The following is a 23,626-nucleotide window of genomic DNA, read 5'->3' as shown; positions in this document are numbered from 1 at the left end:
GGACATGGCGGCGAAGAAGGCGGCCGAGCAGGCGCTTGTGGAGCAGTGGCGGGACATCCTGGCGGTGCACGCCCGCACCCAGGGAGAGCTCGACCGGGCCCTGCACGGGCACGGTCTGTGCGCCAGCGACTTCGAGGTCCTCGACGTGCTGGCCGAGGGGGAGCGGCCGAAAGGCCCGTGCAGTTACCGCGTGCAGGAGATCTCCGGGCACATCCACCTCAGCCAGAGCGCGCTGTCCCGGCTGATCGCCCGGCTGGAGAAGGACGGGCTGGTCAGCCGCGGCATGTGCGAGGAGGACCGGCGCGGCGTCCGCGTGGCCCTCACCGACAAGGGACGCGCCCTGCACGCCGAGGTGCTGCCGGTGCACCGGGCGGTACTGGCCCGGACGCTGAGGGGCGAGACGGACGACGCCGGTGACCCGAACGACTCGGGTGGCCCGGGCGACGCGGGCGGTCCGCAGGGTGCGGACGACGGGGCGCGCGCGGCGGGCTCGGAGGGTGCCGCGGCCGGCTGACCCGCGGGACCCGCGGCCGGCCGGCGTCCTCAGACCGCCGACCGCTCCCGCCACAGCGCGGCCAGCGCCCGGTCGCCCGTGACCGACGGCACGGGCACCCGGTTCCACAGTGCCAGATACAACTCCCCTGCCGTGCCCGACAGTTCGCAGTCCGCCTCCCCGGAGTCGTCGCGCGCGGTCACCGGGGGCTCCGGGGACAGCCGTACGGTCCACACCGCGTCCGCGTCCGTGGCGCGCACCCGCAGGGTACGGGGCGTCTGCGTGCGGACCCGGCTGCGGGAGCGGGCGTGGAAGCCGCGCAGCAACTCGTCGATGCCGTCCGCCGCGAGGTCCGGCGCGACCGGGTCCGGGGTGCCGCCGAGGGCCGCCTGCGCGTCGTAGCGGTGCACGGTCGTCTCGTGCGCCTGGCGGCGCGCCCAGAACTCCAGTGGTGACGGCGCCGGCAGGAACGTGAAGCAGACGACGTCGGGCGCCGCCCCGGAGAGGGTGTCGACGAGTCCGCTGTGGCTCTCGCGGTACCAGTCCACCAGCTCCGCCCCGTCCAGGCCGGGAGGGTCGCCGATGGGGCGTCCCTCCGTGCGTCCTTCGCGGACGTACGACGCGGCCCAGCGGTGGACCGCGCCGAGGTGGCGCAGCAGATCGCGTACCTGCCAGCCGGGACAGGTGGGGACCTTGGCGTCCGTACCGGCCTGTTCGGCCGCTGCCGCGAGCAACCGGCCCTCCCGGTCGAGGGTTTCGATGAAACGGCCCGTCTTCGGGGCGGTGGGTGCCATGCGGGCGAGTGTGCCGGATGGAGTGCGCTCCAGCGCAAGGGAGTTTCCGCACACGCGTCGACGAGGCGTGCCCCGCACGGGCGTTCACACGGGCGTTCAGGGGTGCTCCGGGGCCGCGGAGGCCGCGCGACCGGGTGTCGACCGGTGGCGCTTCGACCACGCTCAACGGCGGCCTCGTCCAGCAGGCGATCGCCGCCCGGGACGAGATCGACAGGACCCAGTCCTACCGTGCCGTCGCCCCCGCCGACGGGGTCCAGAGCTACCAGGCCAGGCCACCATCCGCGCAGGTGGCCGGGAGTTCGCGTCAGATGGCCGTGACGCGCCGCGTCGTCAGGCCGATCAGCGCGGCGAGCGCGGCGAGCACGGCGACGCTGGTGAGCGCGGCCGGCAGGGAGAACCAGTCGGCCATGAAACCGATGGCGGGCGGACCGAGCAGCATGCCGCCGTAGCCCAGTGTCGAGGCGACGGCCACCCCGTTCGAACCGGAGAGGGCTCCCGCGCGCTCCACGGCGACCGGGAAGAGATTGGCGAGACCGAGGCCCGCGACCGCGAACCCGAGCAGTGCCGCCCACAGCCAGGGCGCGAGGGCGCCGAACAGCATGCCCACCGCCGCGGTGGCACCGCCCGCCACCACCGTGCGGGTCCGGCCCAGGCGCTCCAGCAGCACCGTACCGCTCAGCCGGCCCACGGTCATGGCCAGGGCGAAGCAGGAGTAGCCGCTCGCGGCGACGCCGGGGGAGGCGCCGAGATCCTGCTCCAGGTGCAGCGCGCCCCAGTCGGCCAGGGCGCCCTCGCCGTAGGCGGTGCACAGGGCGATCAGACCGAAGACCAGGACGAGGGCGCGGGTGCGGCGATCCGGGCGGTCCGGGCGCTCCGAGCGGTGGTCCTTGTGGTCCGGGCGGTCCGAGTGGTCTGGACGGTCCGGGCGCTCCGGGTGAGGTGCGGCGCCCGCCGTGGGGCGCGGCCGTTCCGGGGGCCGGGGCAGCCGGTGGCGCAGCAGCCCCGGTGCCGCGACCGCGGTGACCACCAGGCCGACGACGGCCAGCCCCAGCAGGTGCCGGGTGGGCGACACCGCCCCGGCCACCAGCGCGCCGAGCCCCGCGCCGAGCATCCCGCCCAGGCTGAACGCCGCGTGGAAGCTCGGCATGACCGGCCGGCGCAGCGCGGCCACCAGATCCACGGCGGCGCTGTTGAAGGCCACGTTGATCCCGCCGTACGCCGCTCCGAACACCAGCAGCACCGCGCCCAGCGTGAGCGCGGAGTGGGTGAGCGGGGGCAGGGCGACGCTCAGGGAGAGCAGGACGGCGCAGACGACGGTGACCCGGTGGTTGCCGAACCGCCGGCACAGCCGCCCGGTCAGCGTCATCGTGACGACGGCGCCGGCGGACACGCCGAGGAGGGCGAGTCCGAGGCCGCTGGGCGACGCGCCGGTCTGTTCCTTGATGGCGGGGATCCGGACGACCCATCCCGCGAAAACGAAGCCGTCGAGGGCGAAGAAGGTGGTCAGGGCGATGCGCAGACGGGTGAGCTGGCTGGGGTGACCCGGCACGACACTGTGCGAACGGGTTTTGTTTATTTGCGGCACAAAATCAGACTAGGAGGGGGACCGGGGGCGGGCAAGGGGGCGGACAAGGCCTCGGAGCCGGGCTTGTAACGCCCGTATGGCGTCGCCACGACGGTGTCGTTGCAGTACCGGCCGGCCCGGCGGGGACTTGTTGACCGGTGTTTGACGCGTCGTTAGGTTCGGCCTCATGCGGACCTCCGAGCGCTTTTACCGGCGGCGGGCCATCGATTTCATGCGGGTCGCCACCGCGGTGTGTAGCTGACGTTCCACCGCGGCCACTTCCTCCCGATCTCCCGCTCCGAAGGCGTCCATGATCGCTCATATACGCATGCCCGCAACCAGGGCCGCGGCTGTCGCGGCCACGTCCGCTCTCGTTCTGCTGCTGACCTCGTGCGTGGACAACGCACAGACCGCCTCGGTCGGCAAGGACGTCTCCGGCCGGGACATCCCGGCCACCGTCTCGCCTGACACCACCCTCACCGTCGGATCACCGGAACTCAAGGTCGCGCTCGAGTTGTCGGGGCAGATCGACAAGCTGCCCTTCGAGGTCGAGTGGGCCAACATCAGCGGTGGTCCCAAGTGCTCCGAGGCCTTCCGGGCGGGCGCGCTCGACGTCTGCTCCGCCGCGGACATCCCGGCGATCAACGCCTACTGGACGGGTCTCGACACCAAGCTCGTGGCGGCCAAGTTCCGCAAGGACCCCCTGCGGTACCCGGTCTACGAGCTGGGCATCGCGCCCGGCGCGGGCATCAAGACCCTCGCCGACCTGCGCGGGAAGAAAATCGCCTACAGCCCGGGGCAGGCGCAGGGCGCGCTCGTGCTGCGGATCCTGCGCAAGGCCGGCCTCACCCAGGACGACGTCGAACTCGTCGAGCTGGCCAGCACCGACGACGTCTATCCCACGGCGCTCGGCAACCGCCAGGTGCACGCCGCCCCCATCGCGGACGTCAACATCAAGCGCTATCTCGCGAAGTACGGGAAGGACGGCGCCACCACCGTCCGGCACGGACTGCGCGACGATCCCGAACATCTGTGGGCGCTCACCGACTCCGTCAGCGACCCCGGGAAATCCGCCGCGATCAGGGAACTGGTGGAAATCTGGGCGCGCGCCCGCATCTGGATCGACACACATCCCGAGGAATGGGTCGAGGGTTTCTACGTCAAGGACCAGGGCCTGAGCCGCGAGGACGGCGCATACCTCGTGGAGCGGGCCGGACATCCGGACATTCCGGCGGACTGGGACGCGGCCATCCGGCGTCAGCAGCAGACCATCGACCTGCTGGCGAGAGAACAGAAGCGTGAGGCCTTCGACGCGAACGTTCTCTTCGACCGCCGCTACGAATCCGTGGGCGCCGACGCCATCGAGGGAACCGGAGAGGCGGGTGCCGGGAAGGCCGCCGCGGACCGCACCGCGGGAGACGCCGCATGAGCGCCGCCGTCTTCGGCCATCAGCCGACCCCGCCCCCGTCACCGGCCTCCCCACCCGTGACCTCCTCGTCCCCGGCCTCCTCGTCCGCCGGCTCCCCACCCGCGGTGCCCTCGTCCACGGGCTCCCCACCTGCGACCTCATCGTCGACGGCCACCCCACCCCCAGACTCCTCGCCCTCACCCTCCTCCTCCGCCGGACCCCGCCGCCGCCCCCGCCCGCGGCTCGCCCCCGGACGTCCCGTGCCGTACGGGTGGGCGCTCGGCCCGCTGCTGCTGTTCGCCCTCTGGGCGGGCGGCTCCGCGGCCGGGCTGCTCGATCCGCGCAGTCTGCCCTCGCCGTGGACCGTCGCCGCCACCACCGGTGACCTCCTCGCCGACGGACGGCTCCAGGACCACCTCGCCACCTCCGCCCAGCGGGCCCTCCTGGGACTGCTGTTCGGCGTCGCGGGCGGGCTGCTGCTCGCGCTCGTCGCCGGGCTCAGCCGGATCGGCGAGGCGGTCATCGACGGCCCGGTGCAGATCAAGCGGGCCATCCCCTCGCTGGCGCTGATCCCGCTGCTCGTCCTGTGGTTCGGCATCGGCGAGACCATGAAGGTCGTCACCATCGCCCTCGGCGTGTTCGTCCCCGTCTACATCCACACCCACAACGGGCTGCGCGCCATCGACCACCGCTACGTCGAACTCGCCGAGACCGTCCGGCTCGGCCGGCTCGCGTTCGTCCGGCACGTCGTCCTGCCCGGTGCGCTGCCCGGCTTCCTGCTCGGGATGCGCTTCGCGGTGACCGCCGCGTGGCTCGCGCTGGTCGTCGTGGAACAGGTCAACGCCACCAGCGGCATCGGCTACATGATGGAGCTCGCGCGGACCTACGGGCAGACCGACGTCATCCTCGTCGGCCTCGTCGTGTACGGCCTGTTCGGGCTCTTCTCCGACGCCCTGGTGCGGCTCGTGGAGAGGGGGACGCTGTCATGGCGACGCACCCTCGGCAGCTGACCGGCGCGGAACCCCGCGACGGCGAGCGGGCCGCCGTCCGGATCGAGCAGCTGGTGCGCTCCTTCGGGCAGCGCCGAGTCCTCGACGGACTCGACCTCACCATCGCACCCGGCGAGTTCGTGGCCCTGCTCGGCCGCAGCGGCTCCGGCAAGAGTACCCTGCTGCGGGCGCTCGCCGGGCTCGACCGGGACGTACGGGGCAGCGGCACCCTCGTCGCCCCCGACCACCTCTCCGTCGTCTTCCAGGACGCCCGGCTGCTGCCCTGGAAACGCGTGCTGGACAACGTCGTCCTCGGCCTGACCGGGCCGGACGCCGAACAGCGCGGCCGGGACGCCCTCACCGAGGTCGGTCTGCGCGGACGCGAACGCGCCTGGCCCGTGGAACTCTCCGGCGGCGAGCAGCAGCGCGTCTCGCTCGCCCGTTCCCTGGTCCGTGAACCGCGCCTGCTGCTCGCCGACGAACCCTTCGGCGCGCTGGACGCCCTCACCCGGATCAGGATGCACGCCCTGCTGCGCCGGCTGTGCGCCCGGCACCGGCCCGCCGTGCTGCTCGTCACCCACGACGTCGACGAGGCGATCGTCCTCGCCGACCGCGTGGTGGTGCTGGACGAGGGCCGGATCGCCGCCGACCTGCCGGTGGAGCTGCCCGCCCCGCGCCGCCCCGACGGCCCCGAGTACGCCGCGCTGCGCGAGCGCCTGCTCGTCCGGCTGGGCGTGGACCCGCTGGAGGAGGTGACCCCCGTATGACCGGGCGACGCCAACTGCACCTGAACCTCTTCGTCTACCCGGGCGGCCACCACGAGGCGGCCTGGCGCCACCCCGGCACCGATCCGGAACGGCTGCTGGACATCGGCTTCTACCAGGAACTGGCCCGCGCCGCCGAGGACGCCACGTTCGACGCCGTGTTCCTCGCCGACGGGCCGTCCCTCGCCGACGACGTCCGGTACGCCAGCCGCTTCCGGCTGGAACCGTTCACCTGGCTGGCCGCCATCGCCGCGGCCACCGAGCGGATCGGGCTGGTCGCCACCGCGTCCACCACCTACACCGAGCCGTACAACCTGGCCCGGCTCTTCGCGTCCCTGGACCATCTGAGCCGGGGCCGGGCCGGCTGGAACATCGTCACCACCGGTGCCCCGCAGGCCGCCGCGAACTTCGGCCTCGACGCCCACCCCACGCACGCCGAACGCTACGACCGCGCCGACGAGTTCGTGGACGTCGTCACCAGGCTCTGGGACAGCTGGGAGGACGAGGCACTGGTCGCCGACCAGAAGACCGGCCTGTTCGCCGACACCGACCGCATCCACCCCATCGACCACCAGGGCCGTCACTTCCGGGTGCGTGGCCCCCTCAACACACCGCGCAGCCCCCAGGGCCGCCCCGTCTACGTCCAGGCCGGCTCCTCACGGGACGGCCGCGCGTTCGCCGCCCGCCACGCCGAGGCCGTCTTCACCGCCCACCAGACGCTGGCGAGCGGACAGGAGTTCTACGCCGACATCAAGAGCCGGGCGGCGGCACTCGGCCGGGACCCGGACCTGGTGCTCGTCCTGCCCGGCATCAGCCCGTACATCGCCTCCACCGAGGCGGAGGCGCACGCGCTGCGCCGGGAGTTCGACGAACTCGTCCAGCCCGCCTACTCGCTGGACCTGCTGCACCGGCTGCTCGGCGTCCGGCTCACCGCCGACCGGCTCGACGAGCCCTTCCCGCGCCAACTCGTCGAACCCGGCGGCGAACGCGGCAACGGCAGCCGCTTCCGGCTGGTCCTCGACATCGTCGACCGCGAACGGCCCACCGTCCGCGAGCTGCTGCACCGCCTCGCCGGGGCCCGCGGCCACCAGGTCGTCGCGGGCACCCCGGAGCAGATCGCCGACCACATCCAGGAGTGGTTCGAGCACGGCGCGGCCGACGGTTTCAACATCATGCCGCCCTGGCTGCCCGGCGGCTTCGGTCTCTTCGCCGACCACGTCGTGCCGATCCTCCGCGCCCGCGGCCTGTTCCGCACCGCCTACCGGGGCACCACCCTGCGCGACCACTACGGACTCCCGCGCCCCGCCGCCGTATCCGTGACACCCCTGACACCCGCGATCTCACCGAAGGACCCCGCATGAGTGCGCTCAGATCCCGACTCGCCCTCTCCGCGCTGGGCGCGACCGCCCTGCTCACCACCTCCGTCGCGGTCCCGCAGGCCACCGCGGCCGGCCACGACCGGGCCGCGACCGCGCTCACCTGGTACGACGCCACGGCCGAGACCATCGCGACGGCCGGGGCGCCCACCCAGGTCACCAACAGCCGCACCTGGGCGATCGGCTGGCTCGCGGCGGCCCGCGCGACCCGCGCGGTGCCCGACGGCGTGGAACGCCGCCCCTACCAGGAGGCGGCCCTCGCCGCGGCCGTGCACCGCGCCCTCGTCACCCTCGTCCCGAGCCGCGCAGAACAGCTCGACGCCCAGCTGACGGCGACCCTCGACGCCGTCCCCGACGGCCCCGCGGAACGCCGCGGTGTCGCCGCCGGACAGCGCCAGGCGGACCTCGCCCTCGCCGAGCGGCGGGGCGACGGGCTCGATGCCGCGTCCGTGAACGCGCCCTACGCCGTGCGGCCCGCCGCACCCGGCGTGTGGCAGCCCACGCCGCCCGCGTACGCCCCGGCCACCCAGTACGGCAACCGCCTCGCCCGGCCGTTCGCGCTCACCACCGCCGCCCAGTTCCGGCTGGGCCCGCCGCCCGCGCTCGACTCCGCGCGCTACGCCGCCGACCTGGCCGAGGTGCGGGCGTACGGCGCGGCGGACAGCGCGGTGCGCAGCGCCCGGCAGACGGAGACCGCCGCCTTCTGGTACGGCTCCTCGCTCACCCTCTACACCGAGCCGCTGCGGGTCGCGCTCTCCCGCACCGAGCGGGGCGTCGCCGGGCAGGCGCGGCTGGTGGCGCTGTTCCACACCGCGCTCGTGGACACGCAGATCGCCACCTCCGACAGCAAGTACGCCTACGAGCGGTGGCGTCCGGTGACCGCGATCCGCACCGGCGCCCTCGACCCCGACCCCGCCTGGACGCCGCTGCACACCACCCCCGCGCACCCCGACTACCCGAGCGGCCACGCCACCTACTCCGGCGCCGCCGAGACGGTCCTGTCGGTGCTCACCGGCCCCCGCACCGCCCCGTTCGACCTGACCAGCCCCACGGCGCCCGGCGTGACCCGCACCTACACCGCCTGGAAGCAGCTGTCCGAGGAGAACGTGGACGCCCGGGTGTGGTCCGGCATCCACACCCGCACGGCCGACGAGGCCGGCATCACCCTCGGCAGGGACGTCGCCCGCCACACCCTCCGCCACGCCGACCGCCTCCTCACCGCCCGCTAGAACCCGCCCTCCTCGGCAGCCGGCACGCGCCGGCTCGCCCTCACAGCGCGCGTGCCGCATAAGCCCTGACATCCGCGTCCGAGTCCCCGGTCGCGGCCGTCAGGGCCGTCCGCGCGTCCGGGGCGGACCGGTGGCGGGTCAGGGCCAGCACGGCCGCCTTGCGGACGTCGGTGTTCGGGTCGGTGACCGCCGCGGCCAGCGCGGGTACGGCCACGGCCCGGTCCGCGGCCGACAGGGCGGCGGCCGCACCGGCCCGCGCCGGACTTGGGCGGGGCCACGTAGTCGTGCACGAACCGCCGCAGCGTGTACTCGACCTGGGGCTGCGTCGGGCCGTCCGGGTGGCGCAGCGGCCGGTAGACCAACTCGTGCACCTCGCGCAGCTGGTCCTCGGGCAGGGCGCCCCCGTACGCCGCGTACCGCGCGGCGTCCGCGCCCGCGAGGTCGCCGACAACGAACGCGCCGATCATGTAGTTGTGCGGGACGCAGGCCAGGTCGCCGGCCGCGTACAGCCGGGGCACGGTCGTGCGGGCGTGGTCGTCCACCCGTACGGTACTTCTCGGCGACCACCACCGTGCCCACGCCGGGCAGGCGCTCCACCAGGCCTTCGGCGCGCAGCAGGTCGAGGGCCTGGCGGACGGCGTTGTGGGAGGCCCGGTAGTCGGCGGCGAGCACCGACTCGTGCGGCAGCGTGCCGGACGGGAAGCACCCGCTCGGCAGCTGGCGGCGCAGCAGGTCGGCGAGCTGGCGGGCCTGGTCCGCGCGCAGCCGGCGCCGGGTGCGGTGAGCGGCGACGGTGGGCGCGCCCTGGCCGGCGTGGTCGCGGATGCGGTCGGTGGGCATGTCCGGGACCCTAGCGGCGGCGCCGCGCGTGTGGTGTTGCCGGAGTGTTGTGCCATCTGACTGCCCGCCGAGTACGGCGCTGACCTGCGAATTTCCCCGTCCGGGCGGGGAGATGCGCCAGTCGCTCCGGTGGCCCGTACGCCGAGCCGAGTACGCGCGGTCGCTCCCGTCGCAGGACGCGTCCGCGGCCGGGTCCCGGCAGCGTGGGAGGCGTGAAACTCAGCCGTCCCGCACGCCGGGCTCTCCTCGTCGTCCATGTGGCCGCCTCCGCGAGCTGGCTCGGGCTCACGCTCGGGCTGCTCGCCCTGGGGATCACCGCCGCCACCACCGGTCCGGCGCCGGCCGTGGCGGCCTGTGTCCGGGCCATGAAGCTGTTCGCCGACTGGCTGCTGCTGCCGGCCGCGCTCCTCACCCTGCTCAGCGGGCTGGTGCTGGCGCTCGGCACCGCGTGGGGGCTGGCGCGGCACCGGTGGGTGTACACCAAGTTCTGGCTCACCCTCGCCACCACCGCGGCCACGGCCTTCGCGCTGCGTCCGGGCGTGAACGAGGCGGTCGCCGCGGCGAGCGGCGGACGGCCGCTGCCGGACGCCGGCGACCTCCTGTTCGGCCCGGTCGTCTCGCTGACCGCCTACGTCTTCATGACGGCGATCTCGGTCCTGAAGCCCTGGGGCCTCACCCGCCGGGGCCGCGGGTCGCGGGCGGCGGAGTCCGGGCGTACGTCACCGGCTGCCGGGCGGACCCGGCAGCCGGTCTGAGCCTGGGGTTGCCGACGCGCTCCGGCGGTCGCCGAGGGCGCGCCGGCGGTCCTCAGCGGCTCCCGGTCCAGGTGTGGGCCACGTCGATGACGACCCGGTCGGCCACCTGGGTCACCCGGAACGGCAGGCGGGCGCGGACGCCCAGGCCGATCTGGGTCTCGCCCTCGAAGCTGCCCGCGAAGCGGGTGTCGCGGAAGGTGCGGTACCCGGTCAGGTCGACGCCGGGCAGGGGGCGCCCCACCCGGCCGGGATAGGTGGGCGCGCCGGTGTCGGGGTCGTAGGCGGGGGCGGTGACCCGCACCTCGAGGACGGCGCCGCCGGCGACCGGGACGGGGCGCCCCGATCCGTCCTGGTGGAGGCGTTCGACGTAGCCGACCCGGTAGCCGACGTTCTTCCCGCCGCCGGGGATGTCGACGACGAGCCGGTCGAAGCAGGCGTGGCGGCCGGCCCGGATGTCCGTCACCGGTGCCGTGGTGCCCGCGTCGGCGGTCTTGGCGCGGCTGCCCCAGCCGGTGGGGCAGGCCGTGGCCTGGGTGGTGGTGAGCGCGGTGGCCTGGGCCGGCACCGTCGCCGCCGCCAGTGTCGCGCCCATGAGCGCGACTGCCGCCCATGCTGTTCGTGTACGTGCCATGGTGTCCCCCGGGGGGATGAGCTGTCCGTTATCAGGTGAGACAGCCGGGTTCCCGGAATGGTTGCGCTCTTTCCGCGAAAACCGGACAGCGGCCGTACGCCCGACCGGTGAGGCCGGACGGACGGCCGCCGCCGTGCCCGGATCAGGCGCTGGGCGCCGGGTAGGTCGGGTACTCCACCCCGGAGACGTGCTGGACGACGCGGATCACCTGGCACGAGTAGCCGAACTCGTTGTCGTACCACAGGTACAGGATCGCGTTGTCGCCGTCGACCTTGGTGGCGCCGGCGTCCACGATGGACGCGTGGCGCGAGCCGATGAAGTCGCTGGAGACCGCGTCGGGCGCCGTGGTGAAGTCGATCTGGCGCTTGAGCGGCGAGGTCAGCGAGACGTTCCGCAGGTAGTCCAGGACCTCCTCGCGGGTGGTCTCGCGGCCCAGGCGCAGGCTGAGGATCGCGATCGACACGTCCGGCACCGGCACGCGGATCGAGCTGCCGGTGATCGGCGCCTTCAGGTCCGGCAGCGCCTTGGCGACGGCCGAGGCGGCACCCGTCTCGGTGATCACCATGTTGAGCGGCGCGGACCGGCCGCGGCGGTCGGCCTTGTGGTAGTTGTCCAGCAGGTTCTGGTCGTTGGTGAACGAGTGGACGGTCTCCACGTGGCCGCGCAACACGCCGAACTCGTCGTCCATCGCCTTCAGCGGCGGGACGATCGCGTTGGTGGTGCAGGAGGCGCAGGACAGGATCTTCTCGTCCGGCTTGATCGTGTCGTGGTTGACGCCGTGCACGATGTTCGGGACGTCGCCCTTGCCCGGCGCGGTCAGCACGACCTTGTCGATGCCGGGACGCAGGTGCTTCGACAGGCCCGCGCGGTCGCGCCACTTGCCGGTGTTGTCGATGAGGATGGCGTTCTTGATGCCGTACGCCGTGTAGTCGACCTCGGAGGGGTCGTCGGCGTAGATCACCTTGATGGTGTTGCCGTTGGCGACGATCGTGCCGGCTTCCTCGTCGACGGTGATCGTGCCCTGGAACTGGCCGTGGATCGAATCGCGGCGCAGCAGCGAGGCCCGCTTCACGAGGTCCTGGTCGCCGCCGCCGCGCACCACGATCGCGCGCAGCCGCAGCCCGTTGCCGGAGCCGGCCTTCTCGATGAGCAGGCGGGCGACGAGGCGGCCGATGCGGCCGAAGCCGTACAGGACGACGTCGCGGCCCTCGCCGCGCTCGATCTTGTTGGCGCCGGTGGCGCCGGCGACGGCCTCGGCGGTGAAGTCCTCGATCGACAGGCCGCGGTCGTCGGCCTTGTAGGTGGCCGCGAGCATACCGATGTCGATCTGGGACGGGCCGAGGTCGAGCGTGGTCAGCGCCTGCAGGAACGGCATCGTCTCGGTGACCGACAGCTCCTCGCCGGCGATCTGCCGGGCGAAGCGGTGGGTCTTGAGGATGCTGACGACCGACTTGTTCACCAAGGAGCGGCTGTGGAGGAGGACGGTGACGTCCCGCTCCCGGTGCAGCTTCCCGATGATCGGGATCATCGACTCCGCGATCTCTTCGCGGTTCTTCCAGTTCGTGAACGAGTCCTCGTTGACAGTCACAGATCCATCTTTCGAGCTAGGTGGCGCTCAGATGATAACCATGCTTGCGTCCGGTGACTGTGACCGGGGTCGCTCCGGCACGTATCCGCGAGCACTCTTGACAGGGTGCGTACTGTTTCGCCACGTTTGAGCCTCGCGGCGCAGTTCTGGGGGGAGCGGTCGGCATGCGAAGCTCGCGCAGCATCACGGTGCACGGACCGGAGGAACTGGACGCCCCGCTGACGCGGGCCTGGCACCGGGCGATGGACGCGTCGCCCGAGTACGCCAACCCCTTCCTCGCACCCGAGTTCACGGCCGGCGTCGGCCGCCACCGCACCGGGACCCGGGTGCGGGTGGCGGTGCTGCGGGAGGGTGGGGAACCCGTCGGGTTCCTGCCCCACGAGCGGGGCCCCCTCGGCGTCGGCCGGGCGATCGGCCTCGGCCTGTCCGACTGCCAGGCCCTCGTGCACCTGCCCGGCGTCACCTGGGAGACCCGCGAGCTGCTGCGCGCCTGCGGGCTGGCCCTCTTCGAGTTCGACCACCTCGTCGCGCAGCAGCAGCCGTTCGCCGCGCACGTCACCGGCACGTTCGCCTCACCGGTCGTCGACCTCGGGCCCGGCGACGGCACCGACTACCCGCGGTGGCTGCGCGCCACCTACCCCGGCCTGGCCAGGACGGTGCTGAAGAAGGAACGCCGCCTCGGCCGCGACCTCGGCGAGGTGCGCTTCGCAGCCGACGAGCGCGACCCGCGGATGCTGCGCCGGCTGATGGCGTGGAAGTCCGCCCAGTACCGCAGAACCGGGCGGATGGACCGGTTCGCGCGGCCCTGGATCGTCGACCTCGCCGACGACCTGTTCCGGCAGCGCGAGGAGCACTTCACCGGCGTGCTGTCCGTGCTCTACGCCGGTGACCGGCCGGTCGCCGCGCACTTCGGACCCCGTTCCCGCACCGTGCTCGCCGCCTGGTTCACCGCCTACGACCCGCAGCCGCGCTCCTACTCGCCCGGCCTGCTGATGCACCTGCGGATGGCCGAGGCCGCGCGCCGGGACGGCGTCCGCGTCATCGACTCCGGGCGCGGCGACAAGGAGTACAAGGACTGGCTCAAGACCCGGGACCTGCGGGTCGGCGAGGGGTTCGCGACCCGCCCGCACCCGGTGGCGGCGGCCCACCGGTTGTGGCGCGGACCCGTGCGCGGGCTGCGCAACACCGTCCTCGCCCACCCGCGCCTGCGCGAGCCCGCCGACCGCCTGCTGAAGACCGCCGGCACCCTGCGCACCGGACGCGCGGCCGGCGCCCTCGCGCGCACCCGGACGCACTGAGTCCCACCCCCTGCCCGCCACCGTCCCCGCCCGCCGTGACACGACGGCCCACGCCCTCCCGACGTGCCGCCGGTCCCGGCGACCCACCCCAACGGCTTTCACGGAAGGACGGAAGAGGTGACGATGCCGTACGGCTCGCGGCTCGCCGCGGCGATGACACGGCGGCTCGGACGCGAGTGCGTCTACACCCCCTCGGCCCGGCTGGCCCTCTACCTGGCCCTGCGGCGCTGGTGCCGGCCGGGCGCCCGGGTGCTGATGTCCCCGGTCAACGACGACGTGATCCTCTTCGTGGTCCTCGCCGCCGGACTGCGCCCCGTCCAGGCACCCGTGAACGTCTGGGACGGCAACATCGACCCGGACGCCGTCCCCGACACCACCTGGCGCACCGTCGACGCCGTCCTGACCACCAACCTGTACGGCATGCCCGACCGGGTCGAGGACCTGCGCCGGCGCTGCGACGCCCTCGGCATCCCGCTCATCGAGGACGCGGCGCACGCCATCGGCACCCACGTGGACGGCCGGCCCATCGGCACCTTCGGCACGGCGGCGGCCTTCAGCCTGTCCAAGCACGTGGCGGCGACGGCCGGCGGCTTCCTCGCCGTCCAGGACGCCCGCACCCGCCGCGAACTGGAACTCCTGCGCGACGATCTGCTGGTCCCGCGCCGGCTGCGCGCCGACCTGGCCACCACCCTGCGCCCCCTGGCCCGGTCCACCGTGCGCACCCTGCACCTGGTGCGGCCCGTGTGGCGCTCCATGCGGCGCCTCGGTCTGCTCGAACGCGACGACTTCCGGATGGCCCTGCACGCCCCCCGCCTCACCGGCTCCGCGCGCGAGGCGCCCAGCCTCACCGCGTACGAACCCTGGGTCCGCGTCGACCTGCACGACTTCCGGGCCCGCCACGGCGCCCTGCTGCGCGGCCAGCTGGGACTGCGGCTCGCCCGGCTCGACGGCGACCTCGACCGCCGCAGGGCCGGTGTCGCCGCCCTGGCGCGCAGCGCCTGGTCCTCCCCGCCGCTCCGGGCGCTCACCGCCCACGACGGCCTGGTGCCGCTGTTCCGCGTGCCCCTCCTGGTCCACGACCGGGACGCCCTCGTGGAACGGCTCGTCGATCACGGGGTGGTCGCCGGGTACGTCTACGACCCGCCGCTCGACGACTACGCCGGCCCCGAGTTCACCGACCCGTCCCCCCACCCCGCGGCCGCCCGCTGGTTCGCCTCCCACGTGCTGCCCGCCGACCCCCTCCTGGCCCGCCGGATCATCCACGCCCTGACCAGGGAGCGGGCCACCCCCGCCCGGCCCCCGCTCCCGGAACCGGTCCGGGACGCCGCCCCGCCCGCACCGCTCGGGCAGTAGGGGGGGCCGCAGCCGGGGAGGGGGCGCCGCTCCCGGGAGCCGGGCTAGTGCGGTGGCCGCGGCAGGACGACCAGCGCGTCACCGGCCGGGCGCTCTCCCGCCGCGTCGCTGGGCAGGCCCTGCAGCTCCCCGCCCACGACCATCGCCGTCGAACCCCCGCCGTCCAGGTTGAGGGCGTCCACCGCGCCGAGGGCGCGCATGACGGCGGCGGTCTCGGGGAGGGACAGCCCGGCGCTGTGGCCGGGGCGGCGGCCGTCGGCGGTGAGCAGCACGAGGCGTCCGTCGCGGGTGACGCCGGCCGCGGTGCGCGGATTGCGGCGCAGATACCAGCCGTTGTAGAAGGCGGCCCGGTCCGCGCCCTCGATGTCCTCCGGGCTCCACCCGTCCCGCACCGGATCCAGGACCGTGCGGCCGCCGCGCAGCAGCAGCGGGCCGCCGTTGATGACGGAGGTCTTCGGGGTGAGCGGCAGCCGGGTGCCCTTCTCGGCGTCCACCACCACGCCGCGCACCGTCAGCGTGGCGCCGGGCCGGGCGTGCTCGCGCAGCCACCCGGCTCCGGCTCCGGTGCCCTGGAGCACCGTGCCCCGCGCGGGCACGGCACCGCCTCGGCCCTCCCGCAGGTCGGTCACCCGGCCGTCGGCGTCCAGCGTGACCTGGAAGCCGGGGCCCTGCGGCGCGGTCGTGCCGAACGCCGGGGTCACGGCGACGAGTTCGTCGGGGTTGCCGCAGGTGTAGTCGTGCGCGGGGCGGGAGAACGGGACGGCGTTGCCCACACCGCCGCAGTTCACGATCAGGCCGGACTGCCGGTTGAGGCCGGTCACCTCACGGACGGTGCCGTCCGCCGCGCGGACCGTGAGCCGGGTTCCCACCCGGCGCACCGCCGTACCCCGGCCCGACGCGCCCGGCACGATCAGGGCGGGCCGCCCGTTCACGGCCTCCGAGACCAGCTCCCCGCCGACCACGGACACCCCGGCGAGGTCGCCGTCGGTGCCCGCGACCCAGTTGCCGGGGGTCGTCCGGCCGCCGCCGATGACGAAGTACCCGCCGTTGACCGCGGCGAGGGCGCCGGTGCGCCGGGCCATGGCGCTCGTGGTCTCGCGGCCCGGCACGATCCCGTCGGCCAGCTCCGCGCGCAGCCGGCCGCGGAAGACCGCGGGATCGACGATCAGCACGTCCAGGGACCAGGGCCCGGTGGTCGCGTGCCCGTCCTCGCCGGTGTGCTGGACGCTGCCGGGCAGCCCGCGGGCCACGATCTCGCTCCTGGCCCGGTCGGCGGCGGCCTTGTCGGCGTACCGGCCCACCCGCACCGTCCAGCCCAGCGGCCGGTCGGCGGGCCCTCGGGGGTCCGGCCCGGCGGTGGGGTCACGCCGCGGTGCGTACCCGGCGGCGCGGACCCTCTCCTCCAGCGCGGCGGCCTCCGGCTCACTGGTCGCCACGCCGATCGTGACGGTCCACACGTCGTCCGCCGACGCCCGGCCGCGCTCGATCGCGAGGTGGGTCACGCCCGGCGCGACCCGCCGGGAGGTCCGGGTCTCCACCAGTGTCGCCGGGCCCAGGGGCAGCGTCCGGGCGGCCGCCGTGTCGCTCCGCCGTGCGACCGTCCCGGTCTCCACCGTGCCGGAGAGGGTGGCGGCGAGCACGGTGGCGGCCACGCACGCGGCCGTCGTCCCACCGGTGAGCACCCGGCGGCGTACCGTTCCGGTCTTCATCGGGCAGGCCTTTCGGGTACGGGGCGCCGGTCGCGGAGCGCGAGGGCGGCGGCCATCATAGGGCGCGGCGCGCACGTGACCTGCGGACGCCGGGAAACCGGGGGACGGGAGGGGAGGGGGGCCGGTCAGCCGAGGGCGCGGTCCAGGTTGAACGCCGCGCTGATCAGCGCGAGATGGGTGAACGCCTGCGGGAAGTTGCCCTGCTGCTCGCCGGTGTGGCTGATCTCCTCGGCGTACAGCCCGAGATGGTTGGCGTAGGTCAGCATCTTCTCGAACGCCAGCCGGGCCTCGTCGACCCGTCCGGCGTGCACCATCGCCTCGACGTACCAGAACGAGCAGATCGAGAACGTCCCCTCGTCGCCGCGCAGTCCGTCCGGGCTGGCCTCCGGGTCGTAGCGGTAGACCAGCGAGTCGGACACCAGCTCCTCGGTCAGCGCGTCCAGCGTGGACAGCCACTTGGGGTCGGTCGGCGCGATGAACTTGGTCAGCGGCATCATCAGCACCGCCGCGTCCAGCACCTCGCCGTCCTCGTACTGGGTGAACGCCTGCCGCTTCTCGGACCAGCCGCGGCTGTGGATCCGCCGGTAGATGGTGTCGCGCGCCTCCCGCCAGCGGGGCAGATCGGCGGGCAGGCCGCGCCGGTTGGCCATCCGGATTGCCCGCTCGATCGCGACCCAGCACATCAGCCGCGAGTACAGGAAGTTCTTCCGGCCGCCCCGCGTCTCCCAGATGCCCTCGTCCGGCTGGTCCCAGTGCTCGCACACCCAGTCGACCAGCGCGCAGACGTCGTCCCACTGGTCGCTGGAGACGGGCCGCGCCCACTTGTCGTAGAGGTAGATGGAGTCGATGAGCGCGCCGTAGATGTCCAGCTGGAGCTGCTCGGCGGCGGCGTTGCCGACCCGGACCGGGGCGGAGCCCTCGTGGCCCTCCAGGTGGGCCAGCTCATGCTCCGTCAGATCGGTGCGGCCGTCGATGCCGTACATGATCTGCAGCGGGCCGGAGGCCCGGCCGTCGCCCGGACTGATGTGCCGGGTCACGAAGTTCATGAACGCCTCGGCCTCGCCCGTGAAGCCCAGGCGCAGCAGCGCGTAGACGCAGAAGGCGGCGTCGCGCACCCACACGTACCGGTAGTCCCAGTTGCGCTCGCCGCCGGGCTGTTCGGGCAGGCTGGTGGTCGGGGCGGCGACGATCGCGCCGGTCGGCGCGTAGGTGAGCAGCTTCAGGGTGAGCGCCGAGCGGTGCACCATCTCCCGCCAGCGGCCCCGGTACTTGGACTGGGACAGCCACTTGCGCCAGTACGCCACCGTCGTCTCGAACTGGTCCTCCGCCTCCATGCGGGGACACCGGCGCGGGGCCACCTCGCCGCCGACCTGGTCGAGCGCGAACACCGCCGACTCGCCCTCGGCCAGCTTGAACTCGGCCCGCGCGTCCAGCCCGTCCGCCTCCAGCGGCACGGTCGCGGTGAGCGCGAGCGACAGTTGCGCCGACTCGAAGAACGCGACGGCGCCGTCCATGCGCAGGGTGTGCGGCCGGGCGCCGAAGTCGAAGCGGGGCGCCACGTGCGTACGGAACACCACCGATCCGCGCACGCACACCACCCGGCGGATCAGCCGGTGCCTCTCGGCCTCGATCTTCTCGCCGCGGATCGGCATGAAGTCCTGCACCTCGCCCACGCCGTCCTCGGTGAAGAAGCGGGTGATCAGGACGTTGGTGTCCGGGAAGTAGAACTGCTTGGTCTTCGCCGGGCCGGCCGCCGACATCCGGAAGGAGCCGCCCCGCTCCGCGTCCAGGATGGAGGCGAAGACGCTCGGGGCGTCGAAGGCGGGGCAGCAGTACCAGTCGATGGTGCCGTCCGTGCCCACCAGGGCGACGCTGCGCAGGTCGCCGATCAGTCCGTGCTCGGCGATCGGCAGATAGCGCGGACCCCCGGATATTGCGTCCTTCGACACCTCGGCCATCGCCGCCTCCCTCGAACGGTGAGCCCCCTCGGGTCTCCCGCGAACGGTCCGCCGCCGTGCGGTTCCAGCTTAGGGCGGTGCCGATCGCCGGGCTCCCGGAATCGATCAGACCGTACGGCGACGAGGTCGGGGCAGGGTCGGGCAGGGCTGGAGCAGGGGTCAGGCCGCGGCGGGACGGGCGGGGAGCGGGCGGCTGCCAGGCGGACCGGGAGGGGGGAGGGGACGTCCGAGGAGTCAGGCGGGGCAGGGAAGGGCAGCGGGCCGCCGAGGCGCGGGCGCGGACTGCCTCACACCGCCAGCACCCGCACCCCCGCCTCCTCGAAGCGCCGTACGACGGCCTCGTCCGCCGCCGTGTCCGTGACCAGGGTGTCCACGGCCTCGGTCGCGCAGATCCGGGCGAAGGCGCGGCGGCCCAGCTTGCTGGAGTCGGCCGCGACGACCACCCGCTCGGCGCGCTCGCACAGCAGCCGGTTGATCGCGGCCTCCGCCTCGTCGTGCGCCGCCGCGCCGTGCACCACGTCGAGGGCGACCACGCCCAGCACCGCCACGTCGAGCGTGACCTGCGCCAGCACCCCGTCGGCGAGCGGCCCGATCAGCTCGTACGACTGCGCCCGCGCCACGCCGCCGGTCACCACGATCTTGAACTGGGGCCGTACGGCCAGCTCGTTGGCGATGTTGAGGGCGTTGGTGACGATCGTCAGGGCGGGCGAGCCGGAGCCGAGATCGCCGCGCACGGCGAGCGCGCGGGCCACCTCGGTGGTGGTCGTGCCGCCGGTCAGCCCGACCGCCTCACCGGGCGCGATCAACTCGGCCACGGCCTTGGCGATGCGCTGCTTCTCGGAGGCGCGGCGGGCCGTCTTGTACCGCAGCGGGAGTTCGTACGACACCCCGTGCACCACCGCCCCGCCCCGGGTGCGCACCAGCATCTGCTGCTCGGCGAGCCGGTCGAAGTCGCGGCGGATCGTCGCGGCCGACACCGCCAGCTCGGCGGCGGCCTCCTCGACGTCCAGCCGGCCCCGCTCCACGAGCAGTTCCAGCAGCGCCTTCCAGCGGGCGTCGCGCGACATCCACACCTCCGAACCAGCCATCCGTCCGCGTCTTCCGGCGACCCTAACGCACCCCGACGCGCGACCTGATGCTTGAAGCTGCTCGAAATGGCGCGCTATCTTGCAGGAACAATCACATCACTGGTCGGGAAGGGCTACGGCATGACGTATGTCGAGGACGAGCTGCGCACCCAGCCGGAGTGCTGGACCCGAGCCGCGTCGCAGGCGCCCGCGCACCGCGCGGTCCTGCCCGCGCCGGGCGAGCGGGTCGCACTCGTCGGCTGCGGCACCTCGTACTCCATGGCGCGCGCCGCCGCCGCGCTGCGGGAGGGCACCGGACAGGGCGAGACGGACGCCTTCGCCGCCTCCGAGTTCCCGTACGGCCGCCGCTACGACCGGGTGGTCGCCCTCACCCGCTCCGGCACCACCACCGAAGTCCTCGAACTGCTCGGCAAGGTCCGCGGCCGCGTCCGCACCACCGCCGTCACCGCCGACCCGGACACCCCCGTCCGCGACGCCGCCGACGACCTCGTCGTCCTGGACTACGCCGACGAACGCTCCGTCGTGCAGACCCGGTTCGCCACCACCGCCCTCACCCTGCTCCGCGCCCACCTGGGCCTGCACACCGACACCGCCGTCACCGACGCCCGCGCCGCGCTCACCGCCGAACTGCCCCCGGACCTCGTCGGCCGCGCCCAGTTCACCTTCCTCGGCCGCGGCTGGACCGTGGGCCTGGCCGACGAGGCCGCCCTGAAGCTGCGCGAGGCCGCCGGCGCGTGGACCGAGTCCTACCCGGCGATGGAGTACCGCCACGGGCCCATCAGCGTCACCACGCACTCCACCGCCACCTGGATGATCGGCGAGGCACCTCCGGGACTGGCCGAACAGGTGCGGGCCACCGGCGCCACGTGGATCGCCGGCGCGCTCGACCCGCTCGCCGAACTAGTCCGCGCCCAGCGGCTCGCGGTCGCCGTGGCCGCCGCCCGCGGCCTGGACCCGGACCGCCCCCGCCACCTCACCCGCTCGGTGATCCTCGCCCCCTGACCCCTGCCGGAAAGGACGGACGGACCGTGTCTCTCGTCACCACCGGCGAGCTGGTCACCGCGGCCGCCGCGGAAGGCTCCGCCGTGGCCGCCTTCAACATCATCACCCTGGAACACATCGAGGCGGTCGTCGCCGGCGCGGAGGCGGCGGACACCCCCGTCGTCCTCCAGGTCAGCGAGAACGCCGTGAGGTTCCGTCAGGGACGGCTGCTGCCGCTGGCCCGCGCCGCCGTCGCCGCCGCCGAACGGGCCGCCGTGCCCGTCGCCCTCCACCTCGACCACGTACGGAGCGAGCACCTGCTGCGGCAGGCCCCGGACGCCGGGTTCGGCTCCGTCATGTACGACGCCGCACGGCTGCCGTACGCCGACAACCTCGCCGCGACCCGCGCCGCGGCCGACTGGGCGCACGCCCGGGGACTGTGGATCGAAGCCGAACTGGGGGAGATCGGCGGCGGAGACGGCCGGTCCCCGAAGGACGCCCACGAGCCCGGCGCGCGCACCGATCCCGCCCAGGCCCGCGCGTTCGTCGCGGACACCGGCGTCGACGCCCTCGCCGTCGCCGTCGGCAGCGTCCACGCCATGACCACCCGCACCGCCCGCCTCGACCACGCCCTGCTCAAGCGCCTCTCCGCGAGCCTCGACGTGCCGCTCGTCCTGCACGGCTCCTCCGGCCTGCCGGATGACGAACTGACCGCGGCGGTGGCCGGCGGCATCACCAAGGTCAACGTCGGCACGGCCCTCAACCTCGCCATGACCGCCGCCATCCGCGCGCACCTCACCGCCCACCCCGAGGCGGCGGACTCCCGCCCTTACCTCACCGCGGCCCGCGAGGCGATGACCCACACGGTGGAACGCGTCATCCGCACCCTGCGCCCGGCCTGACCCCGTGACCCGCCCCCGGAACGGCGCAGGCGAACGGATGGGCTCAGCCCCGCTTGACCGCCCTGAGCACGACGAACTTCGGGTCGCTCGCGACGACCTCGCTGTTGCCGAACAGGCGCCGCAGCTTCACGTGGTAGCCGAGGTGCCGGTTGCCGACGACCCACAGTTCGCCGCCCGGCCGCAGCACCCGCCGGGCGCCGCTGAACATCCGCCAGGCGGTGGCGTCCGTCGTGGCCTGGTGGGAGTGGAACGGCGGGTTGTTGAGGACGACGTCCACGCTGTCCGACGCCACCCCGGCCAGCCCGTCGCCGACCCGGAACTCGGCGTGTCCGGGCACCCCGTTGGCCCGGTAGGTGGCCTCCGCGGACGCCACCGCCTGGAACGACTCGTCCACGAACAGCACCTCGGCCCGCGGATCGGCCAGTGCCACCGCCGTACCGACGACGCCGTTGCCGCAGCCCAGGTCCACCACCCGCCGCGCCCCGCGCGCCCGCGGGAGGTGCCCGAGGAAGAACCGGGTGCCGATGTCGAGCCGGTCCGCGCAGAACACCCCCGCGTGGTTGACGACCGTACGCCCGGAGACGGGCCCGATCCCGTCGGGCAGCACGTACCGGTACGGCCACGGGTTCGCGGGGCGGGACAGCGACGGGTCCGGCGTGCAGAAGATCAGACGCGCCTTCTGCTCGGCCAGCGAGGTGCGGGTCGGGCCGACGATCCGCTCGAACAGCCGCAGCGTCGAGGTGTGGATCTCCTTGACCATGCCGGTGCCGACCACCACCGACTCCGCGTGCAGCGCGGGCGCCAGCCGCGACAGCTGGTCCTCCAGCAGCGCCAGGCTCTTCGGCACCCGTACCAGCAGCACGTCGATCCGCTCCGGCGGCGCGTCCTGCGTGGTGAGCAGCCGCACGGTGCCCGGCCGCACCCCGGCCCGCTCCAGGTTCGCCCGGGTCGCCTCCTGGGTGAGGAAGGAGTCGGTGATCTGCGTCGGGCCGTGCTCCGCGAGCGCCGTCGCCAGCGCGCCCCAGCGGTCGCCGAGGATCACGACCGTCCCGGTGAGCGGCGCCTCCCGGGCCGCGAGATGCCGCAGCAGATACGCGTCGGAGGCGTCCCACGCCCGCAGCCTCTCACGCGGGTCGGCGGGGAAACGGGTGAGCGCCAGGTCGCCCCAGGGGGTCGTCATACGGTCGTTCATCGTGCGTCAACCCTAGCCGAGCCGCAGCTCAGGGCCGGTGGGGGAGGATGGACGGTATGGACGCCGAGCTGTTCCCCCGGCCCCGCGCGCAGGTCGCGCCGGGCGCGGTGCACCTGCCGGACTGGCTGGATCCGGACGGGCAGCGCGCGCTGCTGGCGGCCTGCCGGGAGTGGGCGCGCCCGCCCGCCGGGCTGCGCACGGTGCGCACCCCCGGCGGCGGCACCATGACCGCCCGCCAGGTCTGCCTCGGCTGGCACTGGTACCCGTACGCCTACGCCCGCACGGTCGCCGACGGCGACGGCGCGCCCGTGAAGCCGTTCCCCGCGTGGCTGGACGCGCTGGCCTGGCGCGCGGTGCGCGACGCCCTCGGACAGCAGGCGCCGCCCTACGACATCGCCCTGATCAACTTCTACGACGCTGACGCCCGCATGGGCATGCACCGCGACGCCGACGAACGCTCCGACGCGCCGGTGGTGTCCCTGAGCCTCGGCGACAGCTGCGTCTTCCGGTTCGGCAACACCGCGACCCGCACCCGCCCGTACACGGACGTCGAGCTGCGCAGCGGCGACCTGTTCGTGTTCGGCGGGCCCTCCCGGCTCGCCTACCACGGGGTGCCGCGCGTGCGGCCGGGGACCGCGCCGCCCGGACTCGGGCTGCGCGGGCGGCTGAACGTGACGTTGCGGGTGAGCGGCTTCCCGCCCGCCGGATGACGCG

21 protein-coding genes and 3 pseudogenes are annotated in these 23,626 nt (G+C 74.1%); 12 read left to right on the top strand and 12 right to left on the bottom strand.

Annotated elements, in window-relative coordinates:
• Window positions 1-4 precede the first annotated feature (4 nt).
• Window positions 5-394 (top strand): annotated as a pseudogene (locus tag G7Z13_RS03285) (MarR family transcriptional regulator); the annotation flags it as partial.
• 149 nt (window positions 395-543) lie between these two features.
• Here G7Z13_RS03285 and G7Z13_RS03280 read toward each other — a convergent pair.
• A complete protein-coding gene (locus G7Z13_RS03280) occupies window positions 544-1,287 on the bottom strand; it encodes a maleylpyruvate isomerase family mycothiol-dependent enzyme (RefSeq protein ID WP_165995855.1) in 744 nt (247 codons plus the stop codon).
• Window positions 1,288-1,591: 304 nt separating this feature from the next.
• Entirely contained in the window at window positions 1,592-2,836 is a 1,245-nt protein-coding gene (locus G7Z13_RS03275; protein WP_165995853.1) for an MFS transporter, read from the bottom strand.
• A gap of 343 nt (window positions 2,837-3,179) precedes the next feature.
• Here G7Z13_RS03275 and G7Z13_RS03270 point away from each other — a divergent pair, with 343 nt between their 5' ends.
• Window positions 3,180-4,280: an ABC transporter substrate-binding protein gene (locus G7Z13_RS03270; RefSeq protein WP_240926101.1), complete on the top strand. Its 1,101-nt coding sequence runs from the start codon at window positions 3,180-3,182 to the stop codon at window positions 4,278-4,280.
• A 19-nt stretch (window positions 4,281-4,299) separates the two neighbouring features.
• Here the strand turns inward: G7Z13_RS03270 and G7Z13_RS34025 are convergent, their stop codons facing one another.
• Window positions 4,300-4,434 carry a hypothetical protein gene (locus G7Z13_RS34025; RefSeq protein WP_277347443.1) on the bottom strand — a complete coding sequence of 45 codons (135 nt, stop codon included), beginning with the start codon at window positions 4,432-4,434 and terminating at the stop codon, window positions 4,300-4,302.
• Here G7Z13_RS34025 and G7Z13_RS03265 point away from each other — a divergent pair.
• The 4 genes from G7Z13_RS03265 to G7Z13_RS03250 are packed head-to-tail and all read left to right on the top strand — an operon-like array spanning window position 4,385 to window position 8,617.
• Window positions 4,385-5,269, top strand: a complete 885-nt coding sequence (locus G7Z13_RS03265) for an ABC transporter permease (protein ID WP_166004574.1) — start codon at window positions 4,385-4,387, stop codon at window positions 5,267-5,269. The two genes, G7Z13_RS34025 and G7Z13_RS03265, sit on opposite strands and share 50 nt — an antisense overlap.
• Window positions 5,245-6,015, top strand: coding sequence for an ABC transporter ATP-binding protein (locus G7Z13_RS03260; RefSeq protein WP_165995850.1), 771 nt, complete (start codon window positions 5,245-5,247; stop codon window positions 6,013-6,015). The genes G7Z13_RS03265 and G7Z13_RS03260 overlap by 25 nt, the downstream gene beginning before the upstream one ends.
• On the top strand, window positions 6,012-7,373 hold the full coding sequence (locus G7Z13_RS03255; protein WP_165995848.1) for an LLM class flavin-dependent oxidoreductase: 1,362 nt from the start codon (window positions 6,012-6,014) through the stop codon (window positions 7,371-7,373). Before G7Z13_RS03260 ends, G7Z13_RS03255 begins: the two co-directional genes overlap by 4 nt.
• Window positions 7,370-8,617 (top strand): vanadium-dependent haloperoxidase, encoded by a 1,248-nt coding sequence (locus tag G7Z13_RS03250; RefSeq protein ID WP_165995847.1) that lies wholly within the window; start codon window positions 7,370-7,372, stop codon window positions 8,615-8,617. Before G7Z13_RS03255 ends, G7Z13_RS03250 begins: the two co-directional genes overlap by 4 nt.
• Before the next feature lie 40 nt (window positions 8,618-8,657).
• Here the strand turns inward: G7Z13_RS03250 and G7Z13_RS33510 are convergent, their stop codons facing one another.
• The 3 genes and pseudogenes from G7Z13_RS33510 to G7Z13_RS03240 all read right to left on the bottom strand — a co-directional run.
• On the bottom strand, window positions 8,658-8,831 hold the full coding sequence (locus G7Z13_RS33510; RefSeq protein ID WP_240926100.1) for a HEAT repeat domain-containing protein: 174 nt from the start codon (window positions 8,829-8,831) through the stop codon (window positions 8,658-8,660).
• 40 nt (window positions 8,832-8,871) lie between these two features.
• A pseudogene (locus tag G7Z13_RS33505) lies at window positions 8,872-9,165 on the bottom strand (oxidoreductase); the annotation flags it as partial.
• 1 nt (window position 9,166) lies between these two features.
• A pseudogene (locus G7Z13_RS03240) lies at window positions 9,167-9,457 on the bottom strand (winged helix-turn-helix domain-containing protein); the annotation flags it as partial.
• A gap of 212 nt (window positions 9,458-9,669) precedes the next feature.
• Between G7Z13_RS03240 and G7Z13_RS03235 the strand changes: the two are divergent.
• Window positions 9,670-10,212 (top strand): DUF2269 family protein, encoded by a 543-nt coding sequence (locus G7Z13_RS03235; protein ID WP_206312992.1) that lies wholly within the window; start codon window positions 9,670-9,672, stop codon window positions 10,210-10,212.
• Window positions 10,213-10,264: 52 nt separating this feature from the next.
• On the opposite strand, the gene G7Z13_RS03230 is transcribed toward G7Z13_RS03235, so the two are convergent.
• A complete protein-coding gene (locus G7Z13_RS03230) occupies window positions 10,265-10,804 on the bottom strand; it encodes a hypothetical protein (RefSeq protein ID WP_240926099.1) in 540 nt (179 codons plus the stop codon).
• A gap of 181 nt (window positions 10,805-10,985) precedes the next feature.
• Window positions 10,986-12,431 (bottom strand): glyceraldehyde-3-phosphate dehydrogenase, encoded by a 1,446-nt coding sequence (locus G7Z13_RS03225; RefSeq protein WP_165995841.1) that lies wholly within the window; start codon window positions 12,429-12,431, stop codon window positions 10,986-10,988.
• Between the two features lie 164 nt (window positions 12,432-12,595).
• On the opposite strand from G7Z13_RS03225, the gene G7Z13_RS03220 reads away from it, so the two are divergent.
• Entirely contained in the window at window positions 12,596-13,729 is a 1,134-nt protein-coding gene (locus G7Z13_RS03220) for a GNAT family N-acetyltransferase (protein ID WP_165995839.1), read from the top strand.
• A gap of 123 nt (window positions 13,730-13,852) precedes the next feature.
• Complete coding sequence (locus tag G7Z13_RS03215; protein ID WP_166004572.1) at window positions 13,853-15,082, top strand: DegT/DnrJ/EryC1/StrS family aminotransferase; 1,230 nt, start codon at window positions 13,853-13,855, stop codon at window positions 15,080-15,082.
• A 44-nt stretch (window positions 15,083-15,126) separates the two neighbouring features.
• On the opposite strand, the gene G7Z13_RS03210 is transcribed toward G7Z13_RS03215, so the two are convergent.
• From G7Z13_RS03210 to G7Z13_RS03200, 3 genes are all read right to left on the bottom strand, one after another.
• Entirely contained in the window at window positions 15,127-16,791 is a 1,665-nt protein-coding gene (locus G7Z13_RS03210) for a phosphodiester glycosidase family protein (RefSeq protein ID WP_165995837.1), read from the bottom strand.
• Window positions 16,792-16,916: 125 nt separating this feature from the next.
• Complete coding sequence (locus tag G7Z13_RS03205) at window positions 16,917-18,749, bottom strand: glycoside hydrolase family 15 protein (RefSeq protein WP_165995835.1); 1,833 nt, start codon at window positions 18,747-18,749, stop codon at window positions 16,917-16,919.
• A gap of 287 nt (window positions 18,750-19,036) precedes the next feature.
• On the bottom strand, window positions 19,037-19,816 hold the full coding sequence (locus tag G7Z13_RS03200) for a DeoR/GlpR family DNA-binding transcription regulator (protein ID WP_165995833.1): 780 nt from the start codon (window positions 19,814-19,816) through the stop codon (window positions 19,037-19,039).
• 141 nt (window positions 19,817-19,957) lie between these two features.
• Here G7Z13_RS03200 and G7Z13_RS03195 point away from each other — a divergent pair, with 141 nt between their 5' ends.
• Together G7Z13_RS03195 and G7Z13_RS03190 are read left to right on the top strand one after the other, a co-directional pair.
• On the top strand, window positions 19,958-20,839 hold the full coding sequence (locus G7Z13_RS03195; RefSeq protein WP_165995832.1) for an SIS domain-containing protein: 882 nt from the start codon (window positions 19,958-19,960) through the stop codon (window positions 20,837-20,839).
• Window positions 20,840-20,865: 26 nt separating this feature from the next.
• Window positions 20,866-21,720, top strand: coding sequence for a ketose-bisphosphate aldolase (locus G7Z13_RS03190; RefSeq protein ID WP_165995830.1), 855 nt, complete (start codon window positions 20,866-20,868; stop codon window positions 21,718-21,720).
• 43 nt (window positions 21,721-21,763) lie between these two features.
• On the opposite strand, the gene G7Z13_RS03185 is transcribed toward G7Z13_RS03190, so the two are convergent.
• Window positions 21,764-22,900: a methyltransferase gene (locus tag G7Z13_RS03185; protein ID WP_165995827.1), complete on the bottom strand. Its 1,137-nt coding sequence runs from the start codon at window positions 22,898-22,900 to the stop codon at window positions 21,764-21,766.
• 68 nt (window positions 22,901-22,968) lie between these two features.
• Between G7Z13_RS03185 and G7Z13_RS03180 the strand changes: the two genes are divergently transcribed.
• Window positions 22,969-23,622, top strand: coding sequence for an alpha-ketoglutarate-dependent dioxygenase AlkB (locus G7Z13_RS03180; RefSeq protein ID WP_165995825.1), 654 nt, complete (start codon window positions 22,969-22,971; stop codon window positions 23,620-23,622).
• Window positions 23,623-23,626 lie beyond the last annotated feature (4 nt).

The sequence above is a fragment of the Streptomyces sp. JB150 genome (assembly GCF_011193355.1).
GTDB lineage: Bacteria > Actinomycetota > Actinomycetes > Streptomycetales > Streptomycetaceae > Streptomyces.
The sequence above is the reverse complement of the archived record's forward strand: the minus strand, read 5'-3'. Positions and strand labels throughout refer to the sequence as shown.

Coding starts and splice junctions, on each gene's coding strand:
- G7Z13_RS03185 (WP_165995827.1), bottom strand. CDS start 22,900: ATGACGACCCCCTGGGGCGACCTGGCGCTCACCCGTTTCCCCGCCGAC.
- G7Z13_RS03210 (WP_165995837.1), bottom strand. CDS start 16,791: ATGAAGACCGGAACGGTACGCCGCCGGGTGCTCACCGGTGGGACGACG.
- G7Z13_RS03200 (WP_165995833.1), bottom strand. CDS start 19,816: ATGTCGCGCGACGCCCGCTGGAAGGCGCTGCTGGAACTGCTCGTGGAG.
- G7Z13_RS03250 (WP_165995847.1), top strand. CDS start 7,370: ATGAGTGCGCTCAGATCCCGACTCGCCCTCTCCGCGCTGGGCGCGACC.
- G7Z13_RS03255 (WP_165995848.1), top strand. CDS start 6,012: ATGACCGGGCGACGCCAACTGCACCTGAACCTCTTCGTCTACCCGGGC.
- G7Z13_RS03215 (WP_166004572.1), top strand. CDS start 13,853: ATGCCGTACGGCTCGCGGCTCGCCGCGGCGATGACACGGCGGCTCGGA.
- G7Z13_RS03230 (WP_240926099.1), bottom strand. CDS start 10,804: ATGGGCGCGACACTGGCGGCGGCGACGGTGCCGGCCCAGGCCACCGCG.
- G7Z13_RS03180 (WP_165995825.1), top strand. CDS start 22,969: ATGGACGCCGAGCTGTTCCCCCGGCCCCGCGCGCAGGTCGCGCCGGGC.
- G7Z13_RS03195 (WP_165995832.1), top strand. CDS start 19,958: ATGACGTATGTCGAGGACGAGCTGCGCACCCAGCCGGAGTGCTGGACC.
- G7Z13_RS03270 (WP_240926101.1), top strand. CDS start 3,180: ATGCCCGCAACCAGGGCCGCGGCTGTCGCGGCCACGTCCGCTCTCGTT.
- G7Z13_RS03220 (WP_165995839.1), top strand. CDS start 12,596: ATGCGAAGCTCGCGCAGCATCACGGTGCACGGACCGGAGGAACTGGAC.
- G7Z13_RS03280 (WP_165995855.1), bottom strand. CDS start 1,287: ATGGCACCCACCGCCCCGAAGACGGGCCGTTTCATCGAAACCCTCGAC.
- G7Z13_RS03205 (WP_165995835.1), bottom strand. CDS start 18,749: ATGGCCGAGGTGTCGAAGGACGCAATATCCGGGGGTCCGCGCTATCTG.
- G7Z13_RS03260 (WP_165995850.1), top strand. CDS start 5,245: ATGGCGACGCACCCTCGGCAGCTGACCGGCGCGGAACCCCGCGACGGC.